At 64.8% G+C, this 20,866-nt stretch carries 25 protein-coding genes; 21 read left to right on the top strand and 4 right to left on the bottom strand.

Features of this window, described 5'->3' with window-relative positions:
• Positions 1-239: 239 nt before the first annotated feature.
• The 19 genes from FHS75_RS06550 (at position 240) to FHS75_RS06460 (ending at position 15,995) form a co-directional block, all read left to right on the top strand.
• Positions 240-1,541 (top strand): sigma-54 interaction domain-containing protein, encoded by a 1,302-nt coding sequence (locus tag FHS75_RS06550; RefSeq protein ID WP_179406897.1) that lies wholly within the window; start codon positions 240-242, stop codon positions 1,539-1,541.
• Positions 1,538-1,903, top strand: a complete 366-nt coding sequence (gene fliE, locus FHS75_RS06545) for a flagellar hook-basal body complex protein FliE (protein WP_179406896.1) — start codon at positions 1,538-1,540, stop codon at positions 1,901-1,903. Before FHS75_RS06550 ends, fliE begins: the two co-directional genes overlap by 4 nt.
• A 4-nt stretch (positions 1,904-1,907) precedes the next feature.
• Positions 1,908-3,551, top strand: coding sequence for a flagellar basal-body MS-ring/collar protein FliF (gene fliF / locus FHS75_RS06540; RefSeq protein WP_179406895.1), 1,644 nt, complete (start codon positions 1,908-1,910; stop codon positions 3,549-3,551).
• Entirely contained in the window at positions 3,548-4,582 is a 1,035-nt protein-coding gene (locus FHS75_RS06535) for a flagellar motor switch protein FliG (RefSeq protein ID WP_179406894.1), read from the top strand. The genes fliF and FHS75_RS06535 overlap by 4 nt, the downstream gene beginning before the upstream one ends.
• The gene (locus tag FHS75_RS06530; protein WP_179406893.1) at positions 4,575-5,162 is read left to right on the top strand and encodes a FliH/SctL family protein; all 588 of its coding nucleotides are present in this window, start codon (positions 4,575-4,577) and stop codon (positions 5,160-5,162) included. Before FHS75_RS06535 ends, FHS75_RS06530 begins: the two co-directional genes overlap by 8 nt.
• On the top strand, positions 5,156-6,487 hold the full coding sequence (locus FHS75_RS06525) for a FliI/YscN family ATPase (RefSeq protein ID WP_229735689.1): 1,332 nt from the start codon (positions 5,156-5,158) through the stop codon (positions 6,485-6,487). Before FHS75_RS06530 ends, FHS75_RS06525 begins: the two co-directional genes overlap by 7 nt.
• Entirely contained in the window at positions 6,484-6,909 is a 426-nt protein-coding gene (locus FHS75_RS06520) for a hypothetical protein (RefSeq protein ID WP_179406891.1), read from the top strand. Before FHS75_RS06525 ends, FHS75_RS06520 begins: the two co-directional genes overlap by 4 nt.
• 32 nt (positions 6,910-6,941) lie before the next feature.
• Positions 6,942-8,363 (top strand): hypothetical protein, encoded by a 1,422-nt coding sequence (locus FHS75_RS06515; RefSeq protein ID WP_179406890.1) that lies wholly within the window; start codon positions 6,942-6,944, stop codon positions 8,361-8,363.
• 23 nt (positions 8,364-8,386) lie between these two features.
• Positions 8,387-8,971: a flagellar basal body-associated FliL family protein gene (locus tag FHS75_RS06510; RefSeq protein ID WP_179406889.1), complete on the top strand. Its 585-nt coding sequence runs from the start codon at positions 8,387-8,389 to the stop codon at positions 8,969-8,971.
• A gap of 64 nt (positions 8,972-9,035) precedes the next feature.
• Positions 9,036-9,890 (top strand): FliM/FliN family flagellar motor switch protein, encoded by an 855-nt coding sequence (locus tag FHS75_RS06505; protein WP_179406888.1) that lies wholly within the window; start codon positions 9,036-9,038, stop codon positions 9,888-9,890.
• Positions 9,887-10,198, top strand: a complete 312-nt coding sequence (gene fliN, locus FHS75_RS06500; RefSeq protein WP_179406887.1) for a flagellar motor switch protein FliN — start codon at positions 9,887-9,889, stop codon at positions 10,196-10,198. Before FHS75_RS06505 ends, fliN begins: the two co-directional genes overlap by 4 nt.
• A complete protein-coding gene (locus tag FHS75_RS06495; RefSeq protein ID WP_179406886.1) occupies positions 10,198-10,464 on the top strand; it encodes a flagellar biosynthetic protein FliO in 267 nt (88 codons plus the stop codon). The genes fliN and FHS75_RS06495 overlap by 1 nt, the downstream gene beginning before the upstream one ends.
• Positions 10,461-11,207: a flagellar type III secretion system pore protein FliP gene (gene fliP / locus FHS75_RS06490; protein ID WP_179406885.1), complete on the top strand. Its 747-nt coding sequence runs from the start codon at positions 10,461-10,463 to the stop codon at positions 11,205-11,207. The genes FHS75_RS06495 and fliP overlap by 4 nt, the downstream gene beginning before the upstream one ends.
• A gap of 5 nt (positions 11,208-11,212) precedes the next feature.
• Positions 11,213-11,485 (top strand): flagellar biosynthetic protein FliQ, encoded by a 273-nt coding sequence (locus FHS75_RS06485; RefSeq protein WP_179406884.1) that lies wholly within the window; start codon positions 11,213-11,215, stop codon positions 11,483-11,485.
• A complete protein-coding gene (gene fliR, locus FHS75_RS06480) occupies positions 11,482-12,264 on the top strand; it encodes a flagellar biosynthetic protein FliR (RefSeq protein WP_179406883.1) in 783 nt (260 codons plus the stop codon). The genes FHS75_RS06485 and fliR overlap by 4 nt, the downstream gene beginning before the upstream one ends.
• On the top strand, positions 12,261-13,400 hold the full coding sequence (locus tag FHS75_RS06475; RefSeq protein WP_179406882.1) for an EscU/YscU/HrcU family type III secretion system export apparatus switch protein: 1,140 nt from the start codon (positions 12,261-12,263) through the stop codon (positions 13,398-13,400). The genes fliR and FHS75_RS06475 overlap by 4 nt, the downstream gene beginning before the upstream one ends.
• 30 nt (positions 13,401-13,430) lie before the next feature.
• Positions 13,431-14,870, top strand: coding sequence for a flagellar filament capping protein FliD (gene fliD, locus FHS75_RS06470; RefSeq protein ID WP_179406881.1), 1,440 nt, complete (start codon positions 13,431-13,433; stop codon positions 14,868-14,870).
• Positions 14,870-15,244, top strand: a complete 375-nt coding sequence (locus tag FHS75_RS06465) for a flagellar export chaperone FliS (RefSeq protein WP_179406880.1) — start codon at positions 14,870-14,872, stop codon at positions 15,242-15,244. Before fliD ends, FHS75_RS06465 begins: the two co-directional genes overlap by 1 nt.
• Before the next feature lie 151 nt (positions 15,245-15,395).
• On the top strand, positions 15,396-15,995 hold the full coding sequence (locus FHS75_RS06460) for a response regulator transcription factor (protein ID WP_179406879.1): 600 nt from the start codon (positions 15,396-15,398) through the stop codon (positions 15,993-15,995).
• 60 nt (positions 15,996-16,055) lie between these two features.
• Here FHS75_RS06460 and FHS75_RS06455 read toward each other — a convergent pair whose 3' ends face one another.
• From FHS75_RS06455 to dcd, 3 genes are all read right to left on the bottom strand, one after another.
• Entirely contained in the window at positions 16,056-16,508 is a 453-nt protein-coding gene (locus tag FHS75_RS06455) for a hypothetical protein (protein WP_179406878.1), read from the bottom strand.
• 122 nt (positions 16,509-16,630) lie between these two features.
• Complete coding sequence (locus tag FHS75_RS06450) at positions 16,631-17,191, bottom strand: DoxX family protein (protein WP_179406877.1); 561 nt, start codon at positions 17,189-17,191, stop codon at positions 16,631-16,633.
• 64 nt (positions 17,192-17,255) lie between these two features.
• A complete protein-coding gene (dcd, locus tag FHS75_RS06445) occupies positions 17,256-17,810 on the bottom strand; it encodes a dCTP deaminase (protein WP_179406876.1) in 555 nt (184 codons plus the stop codon).
• 170 nt (positions 17,811-17,980) lie between these two features.
• Between dcd and FHS75_RS06440 the strand changes: the two genes are divergently transcribed.
• Both FHS75_RS06440 and FHS75_RS06435 read left to right on the top strand, forming a co-directional pair.
• Positions 17,981-18,643: a helix-turn-helix domain-containing protein gene (locus tag FHS75_RS06440; RefSeq protein WP_179406875.1), complete on the top strand. Its 663-nt coding sequence runs from the start codon at positions 17,981-17,983 to the stop codon at positions 18,641-18,643.
• A 268-nt stretch (positions 18,644-18,911) separates the two neighbouring features.
• The gene (locus FHS75_RS06435; protein WP_179406874.1) at positions 18,912-19,850 is read left to right on the top strand and encodes a GGDEF domain-containing protein; all 939 of its coding nucleotides are present in this window, start codon (positions 18,912-18,914) and stop codon (positions 19,848-19,850) included.
• A 9-nt stretch (positions 19,851-19,859) separates the two neighbouring features.
• On the opposite strand, the gene FHS75_RS06430 is transcribed toward FHS75_RS06435, so the two are convergent.
• Positions 19,860-20,858: a GDP-mannose 4,6-dehydratase gene (locus FHS75_RS06430; protein ID WP_179406873.1), complete on the bottom strand. Its 999-nt coding sequence runs from the start codon at positions 20,856-20,858 to the stop codon at positions 19,860-19,862.
• Positions 20,859-20,866: the final 8 nt, after the last annotated feature.

Genomic DNA, 20,866 nt, shown 5'->3' with positions numbered 1-20,866 from the left:
AGCTAATCCTTGGTGATCCGGTCGAGCCTGCCGGCCCATCCGGCGCGACTGACATGAGGAAGAGCGGCAGGTCCGGCGGAACTTTAAGGGCTGCGGCGCAAGCAGGGCTTCTCGACCGGCATCGACGACGCCAATCGACAATACGGGAGAATACGGGGGCTTAAATTTTCGAAGCCTTGGACGTTTCGCACGCAAAAGGACCTCCCGTCGCAAGATGGTTAACCGGGGGGTTACGAAAAATGGATGGAGTGGAATTCTCGAGCGCCGCCAGGAAGGCGCACGCCGGACTGGTCATCAGGGCCGCGTCGATCGCGCAGGCACATCCGGCGCTGGGCAGCGTCGCCATCAACGACGCTGCCGAGCGCATCACCGCATCGGCAGCGCATACCGTCGCTCTGGAAAGGGGAAGCGAGAGCAACCTTCGACGCGAAGGCGCAGCCCGCTTCCACCTCACTTACGCGGACGCCGCTTCGGAGGCTGCTCTGGCCGCGCTGCTCGCCGCGTGCGCAAAGCCAGGCGCGCCGATCGCGGCCGATCCGGAAAGCCTGTCGGTCATCGCCCTCGCGGAAAGGCTGGCAGCGAGCGATATTCCCGTCCTGATCAACGGACCCACCGGCACCGGCAAGGAAGTGCTGTCACGCTTCATCCATTCGGCGAGCCCGCGCCGCGACAAGCCCTTCATTGCGGTCAATTGCGCGGCGATGCCCGAAGCCATGCTCGAGGCGATGCTGTTCGGTCATCAAAAGGGGGCGTTCACGGGCGCGACGCAGGCGAGCGAGGGCTTCTTCCGCGCCGCCGACGGCGGAACGCTGCTGCTCGACGAAATCGCCGAAATGCCGGTTACGCTTCAGGCGAAGCTGCTGCGCGCCCTGCAGGAAGGCGAAGTCGTCCCGATCGGCGCGACGCAGCCGATACCTGTCGACGTTCGCATCATCGCCTGTGCCAACCGCGACCTGCCGACCGAAGTGTCCGAAGGCCGCTTTCGTGCCGACCTCTATTATCGCCTCAATGTTTTCCCGCTGGCACTGAAGGCGCTGCGCGAACGCAGCGACGACATCGCGCCCCTCGCATTTGCGCTGGCTCTTCGCCATACCGCGCCGGGCCACCCGACGCCGTGGTTTTCCGCCGAAGCTCTTGCCATGCTGAAGGCGCACGGGTGGCCGGGCAACGTGCGCGAACTTGAGAACGTCGTTCGCAGGGGGCTGCTGCTTGCAGGCAAGGCTCCGGAAATCGGCGCCGAGCACATCGTTTTCGACCAGCCAGCCCGGCTCGTCGCACAGGCACCTGGGGGCCTCGAAGCGATGCAGGTCGAACCTGTCATCGAGAGCCCCGCGATCCAGCGTGGCGGCAAGCTTTCGAACATCGTGCAGATTTCGGAAGCACGCGCCATTCTTGAGACGCTGGAGGCCTGCAACGGCAGCCGCGTGCGTACTGCCCGCGAACTCGGCATTTCGGAGCGCACATTGCGCTACCGCCTCGCCTCGATGCGCGAGGCCGGCTTCGAGATCGACGGACGGACCGCCGTCGGAGGCGCACGATGAGCGGGATCGGCGGCATCGGCGGCGGAGGCGGCGTCCAGCAGATCATCGCGATGCGCCAGCAGATCATAGACCGCTCGCAAATCCTTCAGGACCTTCACAAGCCGCAGGGCACCGAAGCGGCCGCCGCGCCCGAGGGACCGGCAGGCAGCTTCACCGATGCACTGAAGACCGCCATCGACATCGTCAGCGAAACGCAGGCCAGGTCGAGCGCGATGACCGACGCATACCAGCGCGGCGAAGTGACCGACGTCGCCAGCGTCATGCTGGCGCGGCAGGAAGCGGGCGTCGCATTCGAGGCGACGCTGCAGGTGAGGAACCGCCTGCTCAGCGCCTATCAGGACATCATGCGGATGGGAGTGTGATTGAATGGCCGATCTCGTACCTGCAGGCGGTCAAGGCCCTTCGTTGACGACCGCGCTTCTCGATCCCGGGGGCGGACCGATGCTTTCGCGCCTTGGCGCGCTGGCAGGACAGCCGCCTGTCCGCAAGGTCCTTCCGTGGTTTCTCGGAGTAGCCGCACTCGGCAGCGTCGCACTGACATGGGCGGCGCTTGCGCCGGGTTCGCAGCGCACGCTCTATTCCCAGCTTGGCGACGCCGAGCGCGCCGGGGTTGTCGAAAGTCTAGACCAGGCGGGCATCGCCTACGACATGGACCCGGCTACCGGATCGCTGAGCGTTGCCGAGAGCGACTTCTACCGGGCACGAATGCTGGTGGCGTCCGACGGTGCGCTGGCCACGCCCGAGACCGGCTCGCAGATGCTCGACAGCCTGCCGATGGGGGCAAGCCGCATGCTCGAGGGCGAAAGGCTTCGTGCAGCGCGCGAGCGCGACCTCGAACTCACCATTCGCGAGATCGACGGGGTCGAAACTGTTCGGGTCCACCTTGCCGAGGCAGAAAAGTCGGTGTTCGTGCGCGATAGCGTTGCCCCGTCTGCATCGGTCATGGTGCGACTTGCCCGTGGCCGCCAGCTGACCGGCGAGCAGGTGGGTGCGATCGTCAATCTCGTCGCCGCATCGGTTCCGGGCCTTGTTCCCGACGCGGTGCGCATCGTCGACCAGCACGGAAGGCTCGTTTCCGATACCACCACGCGCGAAGGCGACCGGCTCGACCTGCAGGCACGCATGGAAGAGAAGCTGCGCCGCCAGGTTGCGCAGCTGCTCGGCCCGATGTTCGGTGCAGGCAATTTCACCAGTGAGATCCAGGTCGAACTCGACATGGACGAGGTTACCTCCGCGCGCGAAAGCTACGACAAGGACGGCGTTGTCAGATCCGAGACGGAGGCCAGGTCGCAAACGACCGGAGCTCCGGCCGCCGGCGGCGTACCCGGAGTCCTCGCCAACACGCCTCCGCCGGCTGCGCAAGCCGAGGAACGCCCGCCCGAAGGCACGCGACCGGCAGGTGATGCAGCAGCGACCAACGGCGAATCGAGTTCTTCGCGCACCTACGAGCTGGGCCGCGAGGTATCGGTTTCCAACAGGAGCCCCGGCGGCATCCGGCGTCTTTCGGTTGCGGTCGCGCTCAGTGCGGATGCAGTGAAGGGCACCAAGCCCGCCGAACTGAAGCAGATCGAGGATCTCGTTGCCGCCGCTGTCGGTGCAGATGCCGGACGCGGCGACCGCGTGGCCGTGATCGCGCGGAATTTCGAGCCGGTCGTCATCGAGGAAACGGCGTTCTGGGAAGCCCCCTGGTTTGCAACCGTCGTGCGCAACGGCGTCGCGCTGCTGGCAGTGCTTCTCGTCCTGTTGCTGGGCGTACGCCCGCTGCTCAAGTCGCTGCGCCGCGAGCGCGACGCAGAAGCGCCTGCACTGCCGGCGGCGGCTGCAGGAAGTAGCGAAGTGGCCGAGACACCTGCAACGCCGTCACGGTCGAAACCGGACGATCAGGCATTGCTGACAGAAAAGGTGGGACTGGCCCAGCGGCTCGTCACCGAACAGCCGGACAGCGCGCTGGCCGCGCTGCGCCAGATGCTGAAGGACACTCCCGACGAAACGGAGGCGCACGCGGCATGAGCGAACTTTTGGAAAGCAGCGCGGCTAACAATGCAGCTGCGCTCGACGGAGCCGGGAATGCCGCGGTCATGGTTATGCTCCTCGAAGATGATCAGGCCGCGACCATCCTTTCCCGGCTCGAACCTCAGGAATTGCGACTACTCGGCGAAAAGATGTGCGCGCTCGGCGAGATCGGGCCAGATGTCATTGCCAGGGCGATCGCCGGGTTCGTTGCAAAAACGGAGAAGCTGGGCCTGGTCGCGCACGATCGCGTCGGACAGGTCCGCTCGCTGATGACGCGGGCGGTCGGCGACATAAAGGCCGACAACCTGATGCGACGCATCTTGCCAGACGCTCCGGCTCCATCGGCCCTCGAAATTGCACGCTGGCTGACGCCGGAAGCGCTCGTGCCGCTTGTCGGCGACGAACATCCGCAGGCGCTGGCGGTCCTTCTGGTCCAGCTGGACCCCGAAGTAGCCGCCGAAGTGCTGCACGCGCTGCCGCAGGACATCCAGCCCGAGATCGTGCATCGCATCGCCACCCTGGGACCGGTCGCGCCCGATGCCATCGCGATGCTCGACGACATGATCGCAAGGCGGATAGGCGAACACCACGGGAATGAACCGCTCAAGCTGGGCGGACCTCGCGAAGCAGCCGAAATTATCAACAACTCGGCAAAGGCGGTCGAAAAGCGGGTCATGCCCGAGATCGCCAAGCTCGACCGCGCCCTTGCTCGGGAGATCGAGGCGGAGATGTTCAAGTTCGAGCACCTGTTCGAGCTCGATCCGCAATCGATGGGCGCGCTGCTCCGCGAAGTCGACAACGAGACCCTCATCGACGCGCTGAAGGGCATTGCCGAAGAGGAACGCGAGTGCTTCTTCCGTGCGATGTCGAGCCGCGCCGCCGACGGCGTGCGTGACGAAATCGCCGCGCGCGGGCGGGTGAAGCTCGCGGCGGTGGTCTCGGCGCAGAAGGACGTCGTGGCATCGGCGCGTCGCCTTGCCGCCGAAGGCGTAATCGTCTTCGGATCGGGGGACGACGAATATGTCTGACGTGTCCACCGCCGAGCGGGTTCCGCTGTCGGGCCTGGGGGCCGCGACGGGATTCCGGATCGACAGGCGCTTCGCGGGTGCTCCGCACCCGGAGCACCCCACCGTCGCCGAGGATGCGATGGCCCGGGCCTATGCCGACGGCTTTGCCGCAGGAACCGCCGAGGCCGAAGCGCAGTCGCTTGGCAGGCGCGAAGCCGACGAGCGCGCTCATCAAGCCCTGACACTCAGGTTCGCTCGGCTGGACGCAAGCCTTGAGGAAGAGCTTCGCCTGCGCCTGCGCGACACGGTTGCGGCACTCTGCGAAAGCGCCATCGCCCCCGTCGCGCTCGACCGAGAGGCTCTGGCGGAGCGCGTTGCCAGGTGCGTCGCGATGCTCGCGCGCGCCGACGACGAGCGCGTGATCCGCCTCAATCCCGATGACATCGCGCTCCTGTCGCCCGAAATGATGCAACAGTGGGAAGTGCGGCCTGATCCATCGCTGGATCGCGGCGACATTCGCGTCGAGGGAGCCAGCGGCGGTGTCGAGGACGGTCCGGCGACATGGCGGCAGGCAATCGCCGAGGCGCTCCATCTGTGCTGAGGCTCTACGAACCCGTGCTGGCCGATCTCGCCGCGGAAACGGTTTCGCTGGAACCGCGCCGTTATGGCCTGGTCGAAGCCTGCGACGGCGGTCTTCTCGAGGTCAGCGGCCTCGCGATTCCGGTCGGCGCGCTCGCCCGTGTGGAACACGGTCGCAACCTGACGCTGTGCGCCGAAGTCATCGGTTTTCGCAACGGACGCACGCTCATGATGCTGCTTGGCGACACCGTCATGCTCCGGCCCGGAGCGAAGGTCAGGCCCGAAGGACGACCCGGCATGCTGCCCGTCGGGCCGGCATTCCTTGGAAGGGCAGTTGACGGAGAAGGACTGCCGATCGACGGCCTTGGACCCGTTCACGCCCGGCAGGAGTGGCCTTCGGGCGGCATCAGGTCGGGAGCGCTCGACCGCAGCCCGGTCCGAACACCGTTCGATACAGGCGTGCGAGCGCTCAATGCGCTGACAACCTTCGGGGTCGGCCAGAGAATCGGCGTCATGGCCGGATCGGGCGTGGGCAAGTCGGTCCTGATCGACATGATCGCGCGCGGCGCCAGCGCGGATATCGTTGTCGTCGGCCTTATCGGCGAGCGCGCGCGCGAAGTTTCCGACTTCGTCGAGCGGCACATGGCGGGCGACAAGCGCGAGCGCAGCGTCGTCGTCGCGGTGCCCGCCGACCATGCCCCGAACCTGCGGCTTCGCGGAGCAATGCTGGCCACCTCGATCGCCGAGCATTTCAGGCAGGGCGGCAGCCGCGTGCTTCTCATCATGGACAGCCTTACCCGCGTCGCCCACGCCGCACGGGAGATCGCGCTGCTGCTAGGCGAACCCGGGGCTGCTCGGGGTTACCCGCCATCCGCGCTTGCGACCATCACGAAGCTGGTCGAGCGTGCCGGCAACTCGGCGCAATCCGGTGGTTCGATAACCGGCCTCTACACGGTACTTGCCGATGGCGACAGCCAGGACGACCCGGTCGTCGATACCGCCCGCTCGATCCTCGACGGGCACGTCGTGCTGTCGCGCGAGCTGGCGCAGCGTGGCCAGTACCCTGCGATCGATGTCGCGGCATCGCTGAGCCGCGTGATGAACGACATCGTGACGCCCGAACACAAGGCGCTGGCCCGAGAATTCCGCGCCCTGAGCGCCGCCTATGAATCCAACCGCGACCTGGTCCTGATGGGGGCGTATCGAGCCGGCGCGGATCCCGAACTCGACAGGGCGATTTCCCTGAACTCTGCGCTGGCGGGCTTCGTCTCGCAGGATTCGGACCGCTGCATTTCGCTGCCTGACAGCGTCGCCGATCTGGACCGGTTACTCGCACCGCAGGCATGAGGGCGGATCCGAAAAGGCTGAAGCGCCTGCAGCGGCTCGAGAGGTTTCGCGCCATCGCAAGGCAGGGCGCTGCGCGAGAAGCGGCGGAAGCTGAGGGAACGCTTGCCCAGCTTCGCGGACTGGCAGAGCGAACGAGAGGGCTCGCCAGGGACTACGCCGACAGGCGCGACATTGTCGACGCGTCGGGCCTCCGCCAGATCGCGAGCTTCATGTCCGGTCTGCAAGATCTCGGATCGGTGACTGAAGCGGATGCCGAACGCGCGCAATCGATGGCTGACACGAAACAGGTGCTCCTTGCCGAAGCCGAGCGCCGGCGTGCGGCCGCCGAAGACCGTGCGGCACGCGAGGCCCGGTCCATTGCGGAATCCAGATCGACGCCCGTCATCGCGGCGCGCAAGCCGATTGGCACGCCTCTTGAATAGTCCCTTGCATGATGCTGCAAGGATCCTCTCGAGTGCTTTTGTCGGTCAACGGCAATCCTGTTGCGCCTGCCGGGCCAGCGGTGGCGGCCACGCCGGGTTCGGCGGGGGACATGTCGCTTTCCGGCGGTTTTGCGTCGATCCTCGCCTTCGGTCTCGGCAGTACGGAAACGGCCGAAGAACTCGGTTCCGGCAAGGCAGCCGACAAGGGCCGGCAAGGGATTGCCGGTCCGGACCTGCCGCCCGGAACGGAACTGCCGGAATTCGCGTCCCTCGTCCTGCCGCTACCGGCAAGTGGCCTCGAAAGGCGGGAGCAACCCACTGTCATAGGTGACGAAGGAGCGAACCTCCGGACAACGCCAGGCCTTGCGCCGAAGAATGCGGTCGCGGAGTTCGCGGCACCGCGGCATGAGCCGATTGCAACCGGTAACGTAGGCGCCCCTTCGGCTATCGATGGATCGATACGGCTCGTCCCCGAAACGACGAGGCCGCAAATCGCTGCTGCGATGCTTCAGGAGAGCGAACCGCCCGCACCGGAAAGAAACGGCGCGCTCGAAGCCGAGCCCGGCAATACCTCGTCGAAAGCTGCCAAGAGCACATCAACAGCCCCCATCGCTGATGCTCCGGACCCAATCGCAACCTTGCGCATCGCGCACGCCGGCCCGGAAATCGTCGGCACACGCACCTCGACCCTGTCTGGAACCGCTACGCCGACAAGCAGGGACGATGTCCTTGCGGATCGCACAACTGATCCCGCGAAGTCCGAAACAGGCGTCGCCGGTCCACGGCGAACGACGGCAGCACCCCCGTCCGTGCAGCGCGCTGTCGCGGAAGCGGCCGATGCGCAATTCGACACCGTGGCACCGATCCGGGACGTCGCTTCGTCCGATCCGGTCGGCTCTCCGCGCGTAGCGGATACCACGGCGCACGCCTTGCCGCTTGCAAGAAACCTTTCGGTCGCCACTCCTGCACTCGCGAAGGCCGAATTGTCCGCGCCTGTCCAGGTACAGCAACCAGCGGACTTCTCCGCCCTCGTCGACCGTCTGGTGGAAGCGCGCGAGGCGGCAGGTGCTCAAGCCGTGTCGGCAACGATGCGTCACGACGAGTTCGGGCGAGTTTCGATCAGTTTCCGTCACGCGGAAGGATCGCTCAATGTCGGCCTCGCCTCCAGCGATCCGGGTTTTGCGCCTGCGGTCCAGGCCGCAGCGGCGTCCCAGCAGGCACGACAGGAGGCGGAGCAGGCCGCCGGCCAGCAGTCACGGAACGATCATTACGGCCAGCATGCCGCGCAGCAGAACGGCGGCGGGTCTTCTCACGCGGGAGCGCAATCGCCCTCCCGTGACGATACCCGGTCCCGGGAAGGCGAGGCTGGTCGGCAATGGCAGCAGGCAGAACCGGATAACCAGACGAAACCGACCGCGAACTCCGCCGGACGGGGCTCGGGCATCTACGCGTAACGCGCGAATCAAGGGGACATGACATGAGCGAGACCGGGAAAGACGAAAAGAAAACGAAGAAGAAGGGGAAAGGGCTGCTCGTGAAAGCGATCGTCGGCCTCGGCCTCGTCGGTTCGGGCGGAGGCGCGGCCTTCGGGATGATGCAGGCTGGCATCATCGGCGGCGAACATGAAAAGGAAGACAACGAACCGAAGCTTGTGCGCAAGGGTGAGGAAGACCCCTACGCGCCTGCATCGAAAGACAAGGAGACCGAAGGCCTGGGCGAAGTCCACGGGGAAGGCGGCAGCGAATACCGGACGAGCTACTACAGCTTCACCGAGGATTTCACTTCGAACCTCGCGCATTCGGATGCGCTGATCCAGGTAAGCCTGGCGGCCTCCACCCGCCGCGACGGACGTGTGCTACTCTGGACGAAGAAGCACGAGCTGGCGATCCGGTCCGCGATCCTCGGCGTTCTAGCCGATACGCCCGAGGAGGACGTCTACGCGCTTGCCGGCAAGGAACGCCTGCAAAAGCGCCTGACCGTCGCGATCAACAAGGTCCTGACCGAACGCGAGGGCTTCGGCGGCATCGACAATGTCTACTTCAAGTCCTTCATCATCCAGTGACGGCATGAAGCCCCTGACAACCCTTCACGCCGAACGGCCCCTTGCTAGGCACTGCCCGGAGTTGTTGGGCGAAGGGCCTGGCGCGCCCGAACTGCTGCCCGCGCTGACGAGTGTTGCGGACCGGCTGGCCCGCGCGCTTTCCACCGAGCTGGCGGTGATGTTCGCAGGATCGCCTCCGGTTGTCTCCCCCTCGCCCGCGCGAGAGACGAACGGGGAGAAGCTTGCAGGGCAGAGCCTGCCGCTCGCCGCCCATTGCGCCTTTTCGCTTGGCGGCGATGCGCACCTTCTGGCCACGTTCGAGGGCAGCGCGATCTTGCGCATGCTGGACAGGACATTCGGCGGGACGGGGAGAGTTCCCGATCCGCCGCCCGATGCGCTTCCGTTCTCGGCCGGCCTGCTCGTTTCGCGCCTGTCGCAACTGGTGGGGCAGGCCATCGCAGCCGCCGCCGGGCCAGCGATCCGGGTCGAGCCTAGCGGTCACGGCAGCGAAATCCCGGCGCTGATGCCATGCCTGCCGGATCAGCCTCTCATCGCATTCGACCTGAAGGTTGCCGAGGGCGAGGACACGGCCTGGACGATCTCGCTTGCAATCACGCTTCCGGCGGCGCGCATGCTTTGCGGCGAAGCGGGACAGCGTCCCCGGCCGCACAGCGGCGCCCGTCGCCACGATGCCTGTGCGGCGGCAGCCATCGGCGACCTCTCGCTCGAAGTCCGCGCAACGCTCGTCGACATGGCGATCCCCTTTTCCCGCCTCGCCGCGCTGCGTGCGGGAGAGATCATTCCCGTATCGGTCGCGCGTAACGTCCCGGTCCACATCGCAGGCAAGCCGGCGGCACAGGGAACCATCGGCGAAATCGACGATCGCGTAGCCGTTCAGATCACACAGTCCTTCATCAATGCAAAGGAACCGACCCCATGACATTCCAGCCTCGCGGCCTCGACTTCCTGAAGGATGTCGACGTTCGCCTGTCGGTCGAACTCGGCCGAACCGAGATGAAGTTGAAGGACGTCCTCGCGCTCGGTGAGGAGAGCGTCGTGGTTCTCGACAGGCTCACCGACGAACTTCTCGATGTCATGGTCAACGGGAAGCCCATCGCGAAAGGCGAAGTGGTTGCGCAGGGCGGACGCTTCGGCCTTCGTATCGTCGAACTGGCCGGAGAAACCGCACCGCCCGCTCCTCTGCCCGAAGTTGCGGTCGCACCCGCGATAGATGCCGAGAACCGCTGATGCTCTGGTACGTCGTCAAGCTTCTGGTGCTCTTGCCGCTGATTGCGGGCCTGGCCTGGGCCTGCCTGAAGCTTGCGAAGAAGATGCAGGAGCGGGCTGCTGGTCCGCAGGCGGCTAAATCGGTGCGCATCATCGAGACGACGATGCTCTCCCCGACGCTGAAATTGGCGGTGATCGAATTCCACGGGCGCGAGATCCTGGTTTCTGCATCGCGGCAGGGGCTGACCCGCCTTGCCGAAGCGCCTCTGCGGGAGCCTGCGCGATGAAACGCTACCTCGCCGCGCTGCCGGGCATGGCCCTGCCCGCAATTGCCCATGCGCAAAGCGCCGTGCCTGGTGCCCTAGACCGGGCGTTCGGCTCGCTCGGCGGCACCGAAGGCGCGCCGCTCAGCCTGTCGCTCCAGCTCCTTCTCGTCATGGGGCTGCTCACGATCCTGCCGAGCCTTGTGCTCATGATGACGAGCTTCACCCGGATCCTCGTGGTGCTTGCCATCCTGCGACAGGCGCTGGGCCTCCAGCAATCGCCCCCCAACCAGGTCCTGATCGGACTGTCGCTGTTCCTCTCGCTCTTCGTGATGGCGCCGACGCTCGAGCGGGTGAACCAGACCGCAATCGAGCCTTACGCCGCCGGAACGATCAATGCCGAGCAGGCGATCGGCGAGGCCGGGAAGCAGTTTCACGCCTTCATGATCCGCCAGACTCGCGAGCACGACCTCGCGATGTTTGCGGACATGGCCGATGCCCCGAAGTTCGAGCGCGCGCAGGACGTTCCGTTCTCGATCCTGCTGCCGGCTTTCGTCACCAGCGAACTGAAGACGGCGTTCCAGATCGGCTTCATGCTGTTCCTGCCGTTCCTCGTCATCGACCTCGTCGTGTCCTCGGTACTGATGAGCCTCGGCATGATGATGATGAGCCCGATGATAGTTTCCCTGCCGTTCAAGCTGCTGCTCTTCGTACTCGTCGATGGCTGGGCGTTGCTGATGGGATCGCTCGCGGCGAGCTTCGGATAGCCGGAATGGAAGAAGCGATGCCCCTCCTTGCACTTGCCGACCGGATGCTATGGGTGACTGCGCTGGTCGCGGCACCGGTGCTGCTGTCCTCGCTGGCCGTCGGCCTCGTCATCGGGCTCGTGCAGGCAGCGACCTCGGTCAACGAACAGACACTGACGTTCGTGCCCAAACTGGCGATCACAGCGCTGGTGCTGGTCATGTTCGGCGCATCGATGATGGCGCTCGTCGGCGATTTCACGCAGGACATCTTCGCCCATATCGCGGCAATTTCGCGATGATCGGCCTCGATTTCGGGTTCGGTGCGGTCGAGGCCCACTTCTGGGCTCTGCTATTCGCCATGACCCGTATCGGTGCCGCAATGGTGGCCGCTCCGTTCTTCGGCGCAGGGGCGGTGCCGTCCCAGCTTCGCGTCATCGCGGCCGGGGCGATCGCGGTGCTGGTGACAGCCTGGACGCCGATAGAGCCACCGGCGGCGCTGTTCTCTCCCGAGGGGTTCCTCGCCGTAGCCGGGGAAGTGCTGATCGGTCTTTCGCTCGGCTTCGTGCTCCAGCTTGCGTTCGCCGCGCCGGTCATCGGTGCGGAAGTGATTTCGGGCGCGATGGGCATGTCGATGGCGACCGCGGTCGATCCCAACAGCGGCTCCCAGTCGCCCGCGCTGGGGCAATACCTCACCGTCGTCGTCACGCTCATCTTCCTCGCGCTCGGTGCGCACCTTCACTGGATAGCGCTCGTGATCGAGAGCTACGACACCTTTCCGCCCGGCGAGACCTGGCTCGGTCCCGAGCGCTTCGCGCGGGTCGCAGGCTTTGCCGGAACGATGTTCGCCACCGCCGTCGCGATCGCGCTTCCGGTCACGCTTGTCCTCGTCCTCGTACAACTCGTCACCGGAGTGCTCAGCCGCTCGGCCCCCGCGCTCAATCTCTTCGCGCTCGGCCTGCCCGCAGGGGTCCTTGCGGGAATTGCCGCGCTGATCGCGTCGGTTCCGGTGCTGACGGAGCAGATGATCGATCTGTCCGCCACAGCCATCGGGCGAGTCGAGGCGGTGCTCGGCCCATGAAGGAAGAGAACGGGGAAAAGAGCTTCGCGCCAAGCGCCAAGCGCAAGGCCGACGCGGCAAAGAAGGGCGACGTCCTGCGCAGCCGGGAGCTGGCCACGGCCGCTGCCGTGCTTGTCGGCGCGACCTGGTTGCAGTTCGCCGGTCCCTGGGTGCTGGGCGCGTTCGAGGACACGCTCCGTTCGGGTTTTGCCTGGGATCGCGAGGCCATCGCCGACTTCGCGCCGGGGCGCATGATGCGGCTTGCCCTCGTGGCAGCGCTACCCCCGGTCTTTGTCCTCGGCGCGGCAGTCCTTGCGCTCTCGCTCGCCTCGCAACTTGGCTTCGGTGAGGGTCGCTGGGTCGCCAAGAACCTGCAGCCGAAACCTTCGCGACTAAACCCCCTCAACGGCCTCAAGCGCATGTTCGGACCGAACGGCGCCATCGAGATGGGCAAGGGCCTTGCCAAGGTCGCGCTTCTGGGCGCCATCGCGTGGGGCTGGGGCCAGAGCCGGATCGAGCCGATCCTGGGGCTGGGTCGGGGCAATCTGCCAGCGCAGCTTGCCTTCGCCTGGGATGCCCTCGTCTCTCTGCTTTTCGCACTTTGCGCAGGGCTGGCCATCATTGCGCTGGTCGATACCCCGATACAGTGGCTGCGCCGCCAGAAGCGCCTGAAGATGAGCCATCAGGACCTGCGCGACGAGCAGAAAGAAACCGATGGCGCGCCCGAGAAAAAAGCCGCTCAACGCGATCGCCAGCGCCAGATCGCAAAGGGCGGGATCGCCGGGGCGATGCGGGAGGCGCAATTCGTCATCACGAACCCCACGCATTTCGCGGTCGCCCTCGCCTACGATCCCGCGAAGGCACCTGCACCGATCGTACTTGCCAGGGGGCGCGGCGAAAAGGCACTCGCGATGCGCGAACTGGCCGCCGAACTGGAATTGCCCAGCCTCGAATACCCGGCCCTTGCCCGTTCGGTCTATTACACCACGCGCGAGCGGCAGGTCATCCGCGAGGAGCTTTACGCGGCGGTCGCATCGATCCTGGCATTCGTGATGTCGCTCAAGCGGGGCGAGCATCTCCCTGCGCCCGATGTGGAAGTGCCGCTGATGCTGCGCTTCGACACCGAGGGCCGCCTCGATCCTTCGCATACCCCTTAATCGGTGCCTCCGCGCCCCGTCCTTTGAACCATGGAAACCTCGAGCACATCGGCCACCGCGACACGCTCGCTCGTCACTGCGCTGGGCGCGGGCAGCGGGATCGACATGATGGCTCTGGCCAACGACCTCGCCACCGCGCAATTCGCGGCGCGGGCGGACCGCCTGACCGCGAAGTCGGAAACGCTCGAGCGGCGCATCTCCGCAGCCTCGGACCTGAAATCTATGCTGCTGAGCCTGTCCACTTCGCTGGGCGACCGGATCAGGGTCGGCGACCTGTCCCCGCAACCGCAGGTCGCCAACGCCAGCGTTGCGAGCGCCTCGCTATCGGGCGTTCGGCAGCCTTCGGGCACCTATTCGCTCGAAGTCACAGCTCTCGCTTCGGCGCAAACCCTCGCGGGCCCCGCTTTCGCCGCAGCCGACTCTCCTGCAGGATCGGGCACGCTCACCTTCCGGTTCGGATCGACGCAGGGTGGCACCTTCGCAGAAAACACCGCACATGCGCCGCTCTCGGTCGAGATCGCGACCGGCTCGACCCTTGGCGATGTTGCCGCCGCGATCAACGGCAAGAACGCGGGGCTGACCGCTTACGTCGCGCAAACCGTGGACGGCGCGCAACTTGTGGTGAAAGGGCAGGAAGGCGTGCAGAACGGCTTCGTCATGGAGGCGGCCGAGGATCCGGCGGAGCCGGGCCTCTCCGCGCTCGCGTGGTCACCCGGCTCCACCTCCGGCGTACTGCTGAAAAGCGCCGCGGACGCCGAATTCAAGATCGACGGCCTTTCGATGACGGCGAGCGACAACACGGTTGCCGATGCAGTTCCCGGCGTCACGCTTAAACTTGCCGGGGCCAACCCGGGCGTCCCCACCACCTTGTCCTTCGCCGATCCCACGGCGTCGATCACCGGTGCCATGCAGGAACTGACGGCCGCGCTGAACGAGATCGCAGCCGTACTCAACGAGGCCACCGACCCGCAGACCGGAGACCTTGCCCGCGACCCGGGCGCGCGTGCGCTTCGCCGCAAATTCTCCGAACTGGCCGGAACCGTCATGATGCCGGCAGCCACGGGGGGGGCGCCACGCACGCTTGCCGACCTAGGCATCTCGACCCAGCGCGACGGTACTTTCGCACTTGATGCGAAGCGACTTGCAGACGCGCTCTCGCGCGATCCCGAGGGTGTCTCGGCCATGTTCACGACCGGCCTTTACGGCGTCTATGCCACCATCGACGGCATATCGCGCAAGGCGTCGAGCCTTACCGACCCCGGTGCGCTTGGCGGATCGATCAGCAAATATACCAAGGAATTACGCGAGGTCGGCGAGGATCAGGCCGATCTGGTCGAGAAGCAGGAGGACCTGCGCGCCAGTCTCGCCAAGCGCTTCGCGGTTTCCGAAGTTCGCATCGGCACCGCCAAGTCCACGCTGTCGTTCCTTGAAAGCCAGATCGCCGTCTGGAATGCGCAGGGAAGCAACTGATGCTGCCGGTCCGTTCGCCTTCGGAAGCCTACGCCCGCATCGATTTCGATGCGCGGGTCGAGGGCGCCGATCCGCAGGAGCTTGTCGGATTGTGCTACGAGCGCCTTACGCTTGCACTCGGCGCCGCCATTCACGCGGCACAGTCCGGGGACAATGCCTTGAAAAGCCGGTCGCTGACGCGTGCGCTTTCGGCAGTCACCCTCTTGCAGATGGGCGTTTCCGGCGAGGACGGGGTCGCGGGTGCGTTGCACCAGTTCTACGCGTCGGCACGGCGAAGCATCCTCGACAGCGCCGTCCGCTTCGACGCTGCGCGAATGGCTGAAATCCGCTCCGACTTCTGCGAGATCGCATCGGCGATGCGCGACGCCGTGTGAAGCGCATCCATTCCGGATCGTTCTTTCGGCTGCAATCCGGGAATGGTGGCGAGACGATCGCCTGCTCGGTCCGAAATGGAAGGGTCCGGCAGAGCGTTCGATCATTCCCTGCGCAATTATCCCTAGGCACACATCACTAGGGGGCATTCCCATGGACCAGAAACCATACCTTGTCCTGATCGACGCGGACACACGGCGCCGGGCGCAGATATCCCACGCCCTCGGCACAGGCATTCATGTCGAGCCGTTCGAGAGTATCGGCGAGCTGGGAAATACGTTTCATCCCGATGCGATAGCCCTCGTGAACGATGCCGAGGACCTAGTCGGCTCCCTCCTGCGCGAACTAGCCGATGCGGGCGAATGGTTGCCTGTGATCGCCTACTCCGAAAATCCGACGACCGAGCGGATTGCCGAGACGATCCTTGCCGGGGCGATGGATTACATGACCTGGCCGTTCGATGCGACCCGACTTGGGGAAAGGCTGTCTCTCGTAGCGAAGCGAGCAGCCGGGATCGGAGCGGTACGCCGGCGGGAGGTGTCGGCAAGGAAGCGCGTTCACAAGCTGACGCGCCGCGAACGAGAAGTCCTTTCGGGGGTAGCCAGCGGCCTTTCGAACAGACTTATCGGCGAGCGGCTTTGCATCAGTCCGCGCACAGTGGAAATCCACCGCGCAAACATGCTGAACAAGATGGGTGCCGGCCACACCTCCGAGGCGATCCGCATTGCCATCGATGCCGAACTGGTGGACTGAGCGCACGTTCGAAGAGCGGCTTCATGTCCTGTGGCAATTGCCGAGGATCCTGCCTGGCGGTCAGTTTATGGTCGGCCGATCTTCTCTGCCAAGCGGTCCGCAGCGCCCGCCAGCCGTTTCCGCGATCAGCGCCGCAGCGTAAGCGGCAACAAGTGCAAGCGCGGGAGTGGATGCCTGGGCAGAGACATCTGCTTCGCCCAGCGCCAAAGAGACCGAAGCGAGATTGGCACCTGACCTTCCGCGCGAGAGCAGGAAGCCGGCATCGCCGGGCAACAGAGCAATCGCGGCGCTGGTGCAGCCGCCCGCCGAAATCATGTCATCGATATGACGACAATCGCGACTTTCGCTCCCGGCCAGGATTCGAACAGCCTCTGCCATGCGCCCAGCCTCCTCGTCCTCTCCCGAGATCGTGCTTTCATAGAGCAGGTCTTCGAGGAGTTCGCGACTGATACGTTCTTTGCCAATCGGGTCCGGAGACTCCAAGGTCGCTTCTCCGAGGTTCAATCTGTCCAATCGGCATCATTGGCACGATCGCATGCGCGGTCAAGCCGGGCGCAGCGACCGGACCGGACTGCTACACCCCGACCACCTGCGTACTTACCCGGATTGACGCCTCGGGAACCGGACTTCGCACCCTACCAGTCGAACCAGCGCCTCTTCCGCGAGCGGGGTTCGGAAATGCCATCGCCATCCAGGTCTTCGCGCACGGTAACGTGCTCGCCGGTGTGGCGAGCGGTGGCTGCCCCTTCGGCCCGGGCGGCGCGCAACTCCGCTTCGTGGGCGCGCCGTTCGGCGTCCCTTACCGCCAGTTCGCCCGCCCGGTCCCGCTTGATCGAATAGTAGTGGTGCCACATCTGGCTGTGCGCGAAGGCCAGGCAAAGCCCGCCGATGATCGCGACATTCTTCAGGGCCATCGCCGACTGCACCGGGTTAGTGAGTTCGTTGTGGAACAGAACCGTCGCCACGATCGTGAAAGCGATCAACAGCAGCGCCACCAGCCTGACCATGAATCCGAGGGCGAGGCACAGTCCGGCAAGAAGCTCGAAAACTCCGACCGGGATGGCGAGACTGCCGGGCAGTCCGGCAGACGCGATCATCTCGCTTGTCCCGGCGACGTCGAAAAGCTTGCTCGCGCCCGAGACTATGAAAATCAGCGCAAGCAGGACGCGCCCGACGATTGCTGCGAATTTCGACATGGTGCTCCTCTCCCGAAAATGGGTCAGGAGAGAAATACTCAGGGCCGGGTGCAGTTCCCCGGTATCAAAGCTTTGGCAAAGTAACGCCCTGCTGGCCCATGTACTTGCCGGCACGATCGGCATAGCTGATCTGGCATGGCTCGTTCCCGCGCAGGAACAGGAACTGACAGGCCCCTTCGTTCGCATATATCTTTGCAGGCAGCGGCGTCGTGTTCGAGAATTCGAGCGTCACGTGGCCCTCCCACTCGGGTTCGAGCGGCGTGACGTTCACGATGATGCCGCACCGGGCGTAGGTCGACTTGCCGAGGCAGATGACGAGCACATCGCGCGGTATCCGGAAGTATTCGACGGTGCGCGCCAGAACGAAGCTGTTCGGCGGGATGACGCAGACATCGGTCTTTCGGTCCACGAAACTGTTGGACGAGAAGTTCTTCGGATCGACGACGGCGTTGTCGACGTTCGTGAACACCTTGAACTCGTCCGCGACGCGCGCATCGTAACCGTACGACGACAGGCCGTAGCTGATGCACCCCTCGCGCTGCTGACGCTCGACGAAGGGTTCGATCATGCCGGTATGACGTGCTTCGTTGCGAATCCATCTGTCACTGAGAATGGTCATGACAGGTCATTGCCGCGATCCTTCAGGCTGCACAAGCAAGTGCCCGCATACGCGCAGCGGCTATCCCCAGCGACGAAGCGCGCCGTACATCGGCTGGCATGCGCGTGAGCTAACGAAAACTTAACCGTCCCGGGCCGACCTTCGTCGGGAAAGTTTTCACGAAGGACGGCATGGCAATTCAGGGTCACTTTGACGACGAAGACGATCAGCGCGGGATGCCCCGCGCCGAACGTCGCACCTTGCATCTGGAAGCGGCCGGCGAATTGCCGTCGGGCACCGCGACCAGCGTCCTGATCCACAATGTTTCGGAAACAGGGTTGCTGCTCGAAAGCAGGGTGTCGCTGGACGAGGGCGAATCGATCGAGGTCGATCTTCCCGAAGCCGGCCCGACCCGCGCCGAGATCGTGTGGGCAAGCGGCCGGCTATACGGCTGCCGTTTCACCGAACCCGTATCTCCGGCCGTCCTCAGCGCCGCACGGCTGCGAAGCGCGGTGGCATCCGACGTCGACATCGGGCCAGCGGGTCCGGTCATCGCCGCTCCCTTTGCAGAGCGATTCAGAAAGCTGCGCAGCGATCGCGGCCTGTCGCTTTCCCAGATCGCCAGCGAACTGGGCGTCAGCAGGCCGACGGTCTGGGCATGGGAACACGGCCGGAGCCGTCCGGTGGAAAGCCGGATCGAGCCCCTCGCGGAACTCCTGGGCGTCACTGCGGCAGAGCTCGCTTCCGGCCACGACCGCACGGTCCCGGAGGAAGTGCTGTCTTCGAGCAGGCGAGAGATTGCGCGCGCCTTCGGCGTCGAACCCCATCGCGTACGCATCATGGTGGAACTTTGACCCGGAACTCCCCCGTACCCCCCCAAATAAAGCTTCGAACATCGAAACATCTTTTCACGAATCGATAAGATGGTTAATGCGGTAAAGAAGCAATTTGGGGTGTTATTACATGTAGCTAACAAAACTAACTCGGGACTTAACGTCCTTTTCGTCTGTATGTCTTCAAATATACAGGGACGTTAAGCCATATCGACGATGACTTCGCAGCGAGGGCAAGCGCTGCATGGTCCGAAAAATCAATGTCGTTACTGCTGGGGGGCAAAACGACGTGGGTATCGAATTGACGCACAGGGAGAGCAGCGCCCTGTATGGGCTGCTGGCGCAAACTCCCTCCGACATCATCTTCAAGACCGACCTGGACGGCTACATCGTCCATGCCTCGGCAGCGATCGAACAACTCGGGATATCGATCCCGTCGATGCTGATAGGGCCACATGTGCGCGATATCGCGCATCCTTCCGCCCGTCCGGAGATCGAAGCCGAACTCGCCGGCGCGCTCCATGACACCGGAACCGGCGACTGGATCGAAATACCCGTCGTCACGTCCGATGCTCGCAGGCTCTGGTATGAGCTGCGCATGCAGGGCCTGTGCGACGAGAGCGGTTCGATCTACGGCGTCCTCGCAGTGATGCGCAGCATCGACATGCGCAAGTCGCTGGAAGAGCGCCTGTTCGAAGCATCGTTAACCGATCCCCTAACGGGCCTCACGAATCGCGGCGCCTTCACCTCGATGCTTGAATACCTTGTCGGCAAGCGTACGGGCGGCTGTCTGGCACTGTTCGACGTGGATCGCCTGCGCGCCATAAACGATGAGCACGGCCACGCGGCAGGCGACGCGGCGCTTCGCGAGTTCGCTCGCTTCCTTCGCGGATCGCTGCGATCGGACGACATCATTTCCCGCGTCGGCGGCGAGACCTTCGGCGTCCTGTTGCCACGGACCTCGGCAATCGAAGTGGAGGATATCTGCGACCGCACGATCTGTGCACTGTCGGCGGCACGCGGGACGCCGGATGTAAACAGCTACCGGATCACCGCCAGCGTCGGCATCGCGTTGATCGGAGCGACGCTCGACGAGACGATGCGGCGCGCGGAAACCGCGCTGTTCTTTGCCAAGGCAAAGGGCAGGAACCGGATGGAGACCGACGCGAAACTGCGGTTCCCCTGGACGGGGTCGCCCCGCCGCCTGAAGCTGTTCCCGTCGATGTAGCGCCAGTGCCTAGATGCCGTGGTATTCCTTGTACCACGCGACGAACTTCGGAACGCCGACATCGATGCTCGTCGTGGGCTCGTAGCCGAGGTCCCGGCGGATCGCCTCGATATCGGCAAAGGACTGGCGAACGTCGCCCGGCTGCATGGGCAGGTACTCGATGTCCGCCTTGCGTCCGCATTCGGCCTCGAGGATCTCGACGACTTTCATCAGGTGCTCGGACTTGTGATTGCCGATGTTGTAGAGGCGGTGTGACTTGAAGCTGCCGCCCGCCTTCTCCTCGCCGTCGTCGTGGGGCGGATTGTCGAGACTGGCGACGACGCCCGAAATGATGTCGTCGATGAAGGTGAAGTCGCGGTACATGTCGCCGTGATTGAAGACGGGGATCGGCTCTCCGGCCATGATCTTCTTAGTGAAGATCCACATCATCATGTCCGGCCTCCCCCATGGCCCGTAGACCGTGAAGAACCTCAGCCCCGTTAGCGGCAGGCGATAGAGGTGCGCGTAAGTCTCGCTCATCAGTTCGTCCGCCTTCTTGGTGGCGGCGTAGAGCGACAGCGGGTGATCGACCCTGTCCTCAACGGCGAACGGCAGCTTGGTGTTGCCACCGTAGACACTGGAAGAGCTGGCGTAGACCATGTGCTCCACCTCGCGATGCCGCGCGACTTCGAGGAGGTTGAGGTGTCCTACGAGATTGGCCTGCACATAGGCGTGCGGGTTCTCGATCGAGTACCGAACCCCGGCCTGCGCGCCCAGATGAACAATCCGGTCGAACGCGACGCCCTCTAGCGCTTCGGAAAGGCCGGCCATGTCGGCGAAATCCTGGCGGTGGAAGCTGAACCGGTTGCCCCCTGCCTCGCGAAGTCCGGTCACGCGCGCTTCCTTGAGCGCGACATCGTAATAGTCGTTGACCATGTCGACACCGATCACGATGTCGCCGCGCGCCAGCAGCCGCTGCGCAAGGCTGTAGCCGATGAAGCCGGCCGCGCCGGTGACGAGTACCTTCACGAAATCTC

The organism is Novosphingobium marinum (assembly GCF_013408095.1).
GTDB lineage: Bacteria > Pseudomonadota > Alphaproteobacteria > Sphingomonadales > Sphingomonadaceae > Novosphingobium > Novosphingobium marinum.
Note: the sequence above shows the minus strand (reverse complement) of the source record. Positions and strands in the feature narration are given on the sequence as shown.

Bases quoted from the DNA above. Each gene is read 5' to 3' on its own strand.
- FHS75_RS06465 (WP_179406880.1), top strand. From the start codon at position 14,870: ATGCTGCCGGTCCGTTCGCCTTCGGAAGCCTACGCCCGCATCGATTTC.
- FHS75_RS06535 (WP_179406894.1), top strand. From the start codon at position 3,548: ATGAGCGAACTTTTGGAAAGCAGCGCGGCTAACAATGCAGCTGCGCTC.
- fliD (WP_179406881.1), top strand. From the start codon at position 13,431: ATGGAAACCTCGAGCACATCGGCCACCGCGACACGCTCGCTCGTCACT.
- fliP (WP_179406885.1), top strand. From the start codon at position 10,461: ATGAAACGCTACCTCGCCGCGCTGCCGGGCATGGCCCTGCCCGCAATT.
- FHS75_RS06450 (WP_179406877.1), bottom strand. From the start codon at position 17,191: ATGTCGAAATTCGCAGCAATCGTCGGGCGCGTCCTGCTTGCGCTGATT.
- FHS75_RS06495 (WP_179406886.1), top strand. From the start codon at position 10,198: ATGCTCTGGTACGTCGTCAAGCTTCTGGTGCTCTTGCCGCTGATTGCG.
- FHS75_RS06460 (WP_179406879.1), top strand. From the start codon at position 15,396: ATGGACCAGAAACCATACCTTGTCCTGATCGACGCGGACACACGGCGC.
- fliN (WP_179406887.1), top strand. From the start codon at position 9,887: ATGACATTCCAGCCTCGCGGCCTCGACTTCCTGAAGGATGTCGACGTT.
- FHS75_RS06530 (WP_179406893.1), top strand. From the start codon at position 4,575: ATGTCTGACGTGTCCACCGCCGAGCGGGTTCCGCTGTCGGGCCTGGGG.
- fliR (WP_179406883.1), top strand. From the start codon at position 11,482: ATGATCGGCCTCGATTTCGGGTTCGGTGCGGTCGAGGCCCACTTCTGG.
- FHS75_RS06485 (WP_179406884.1), top strand. From the start codon at position 11,213: ATGGAAGAAGCGATGCCCCTCCTTGCACTTGCCGACCGGATGCTATGG.
- fliF (WP_179406895.1), top strand. From the start codon at position 1,908: ATGGCCGATCTCGTACCTGCAGGCGGTCAAGGCCCTTCGTTGACGACC.
- FHS75_RS06550 (WP_179406897.1), top strand. From the start codon at position 240: ATGGATGGAGTGGAATTCTCGAGCGCCGCCAGGAAGGCGCACGCCGGA.
- FHS75_RS06475 (WP_179406882.1), top strand. From the start codon at position 12,261: ATGAAGGAAGAGAACGGGGAAAAGAGCTTCGCGCCAAGCGCCAAGCGC.
- FHS75_RS06520 (WP_179406891.1), top strand. From the start codon at position 6,484: ATGAGGGCGGATCCGAAAAGGCTGAAGCGCCTGCAGCGGCTCGAGAGG.
- fliE (WP_179406896.1), top strand. From the start codon at position 1,538: ATGAGCGGGATCGGCGGCATCGGCGGCGGAGGCGGCGTCCAGCAGATC.
- dcd (WP_179406876.1), bottom strand. From the start codon at position 17,810: ATGACCATTCTCAGTGACAGATGGATTCGCAACGAAGCACGTCATACC.
- FHS75_RS06440 (WP_179406875.1), top strand. From the start codon at position 17,981: ATGGCAATTCAGGGTCACTTTGACGACGAAGACGATCAGCGCGGGATG.
- FHS75_RS06510 (WP_179406889.1), top strand. From the start codon at position 8,387: ATGAGCGAGACCGGGAAAGACGAAAAGAAAACGAAGAAGAAGGGGAAA.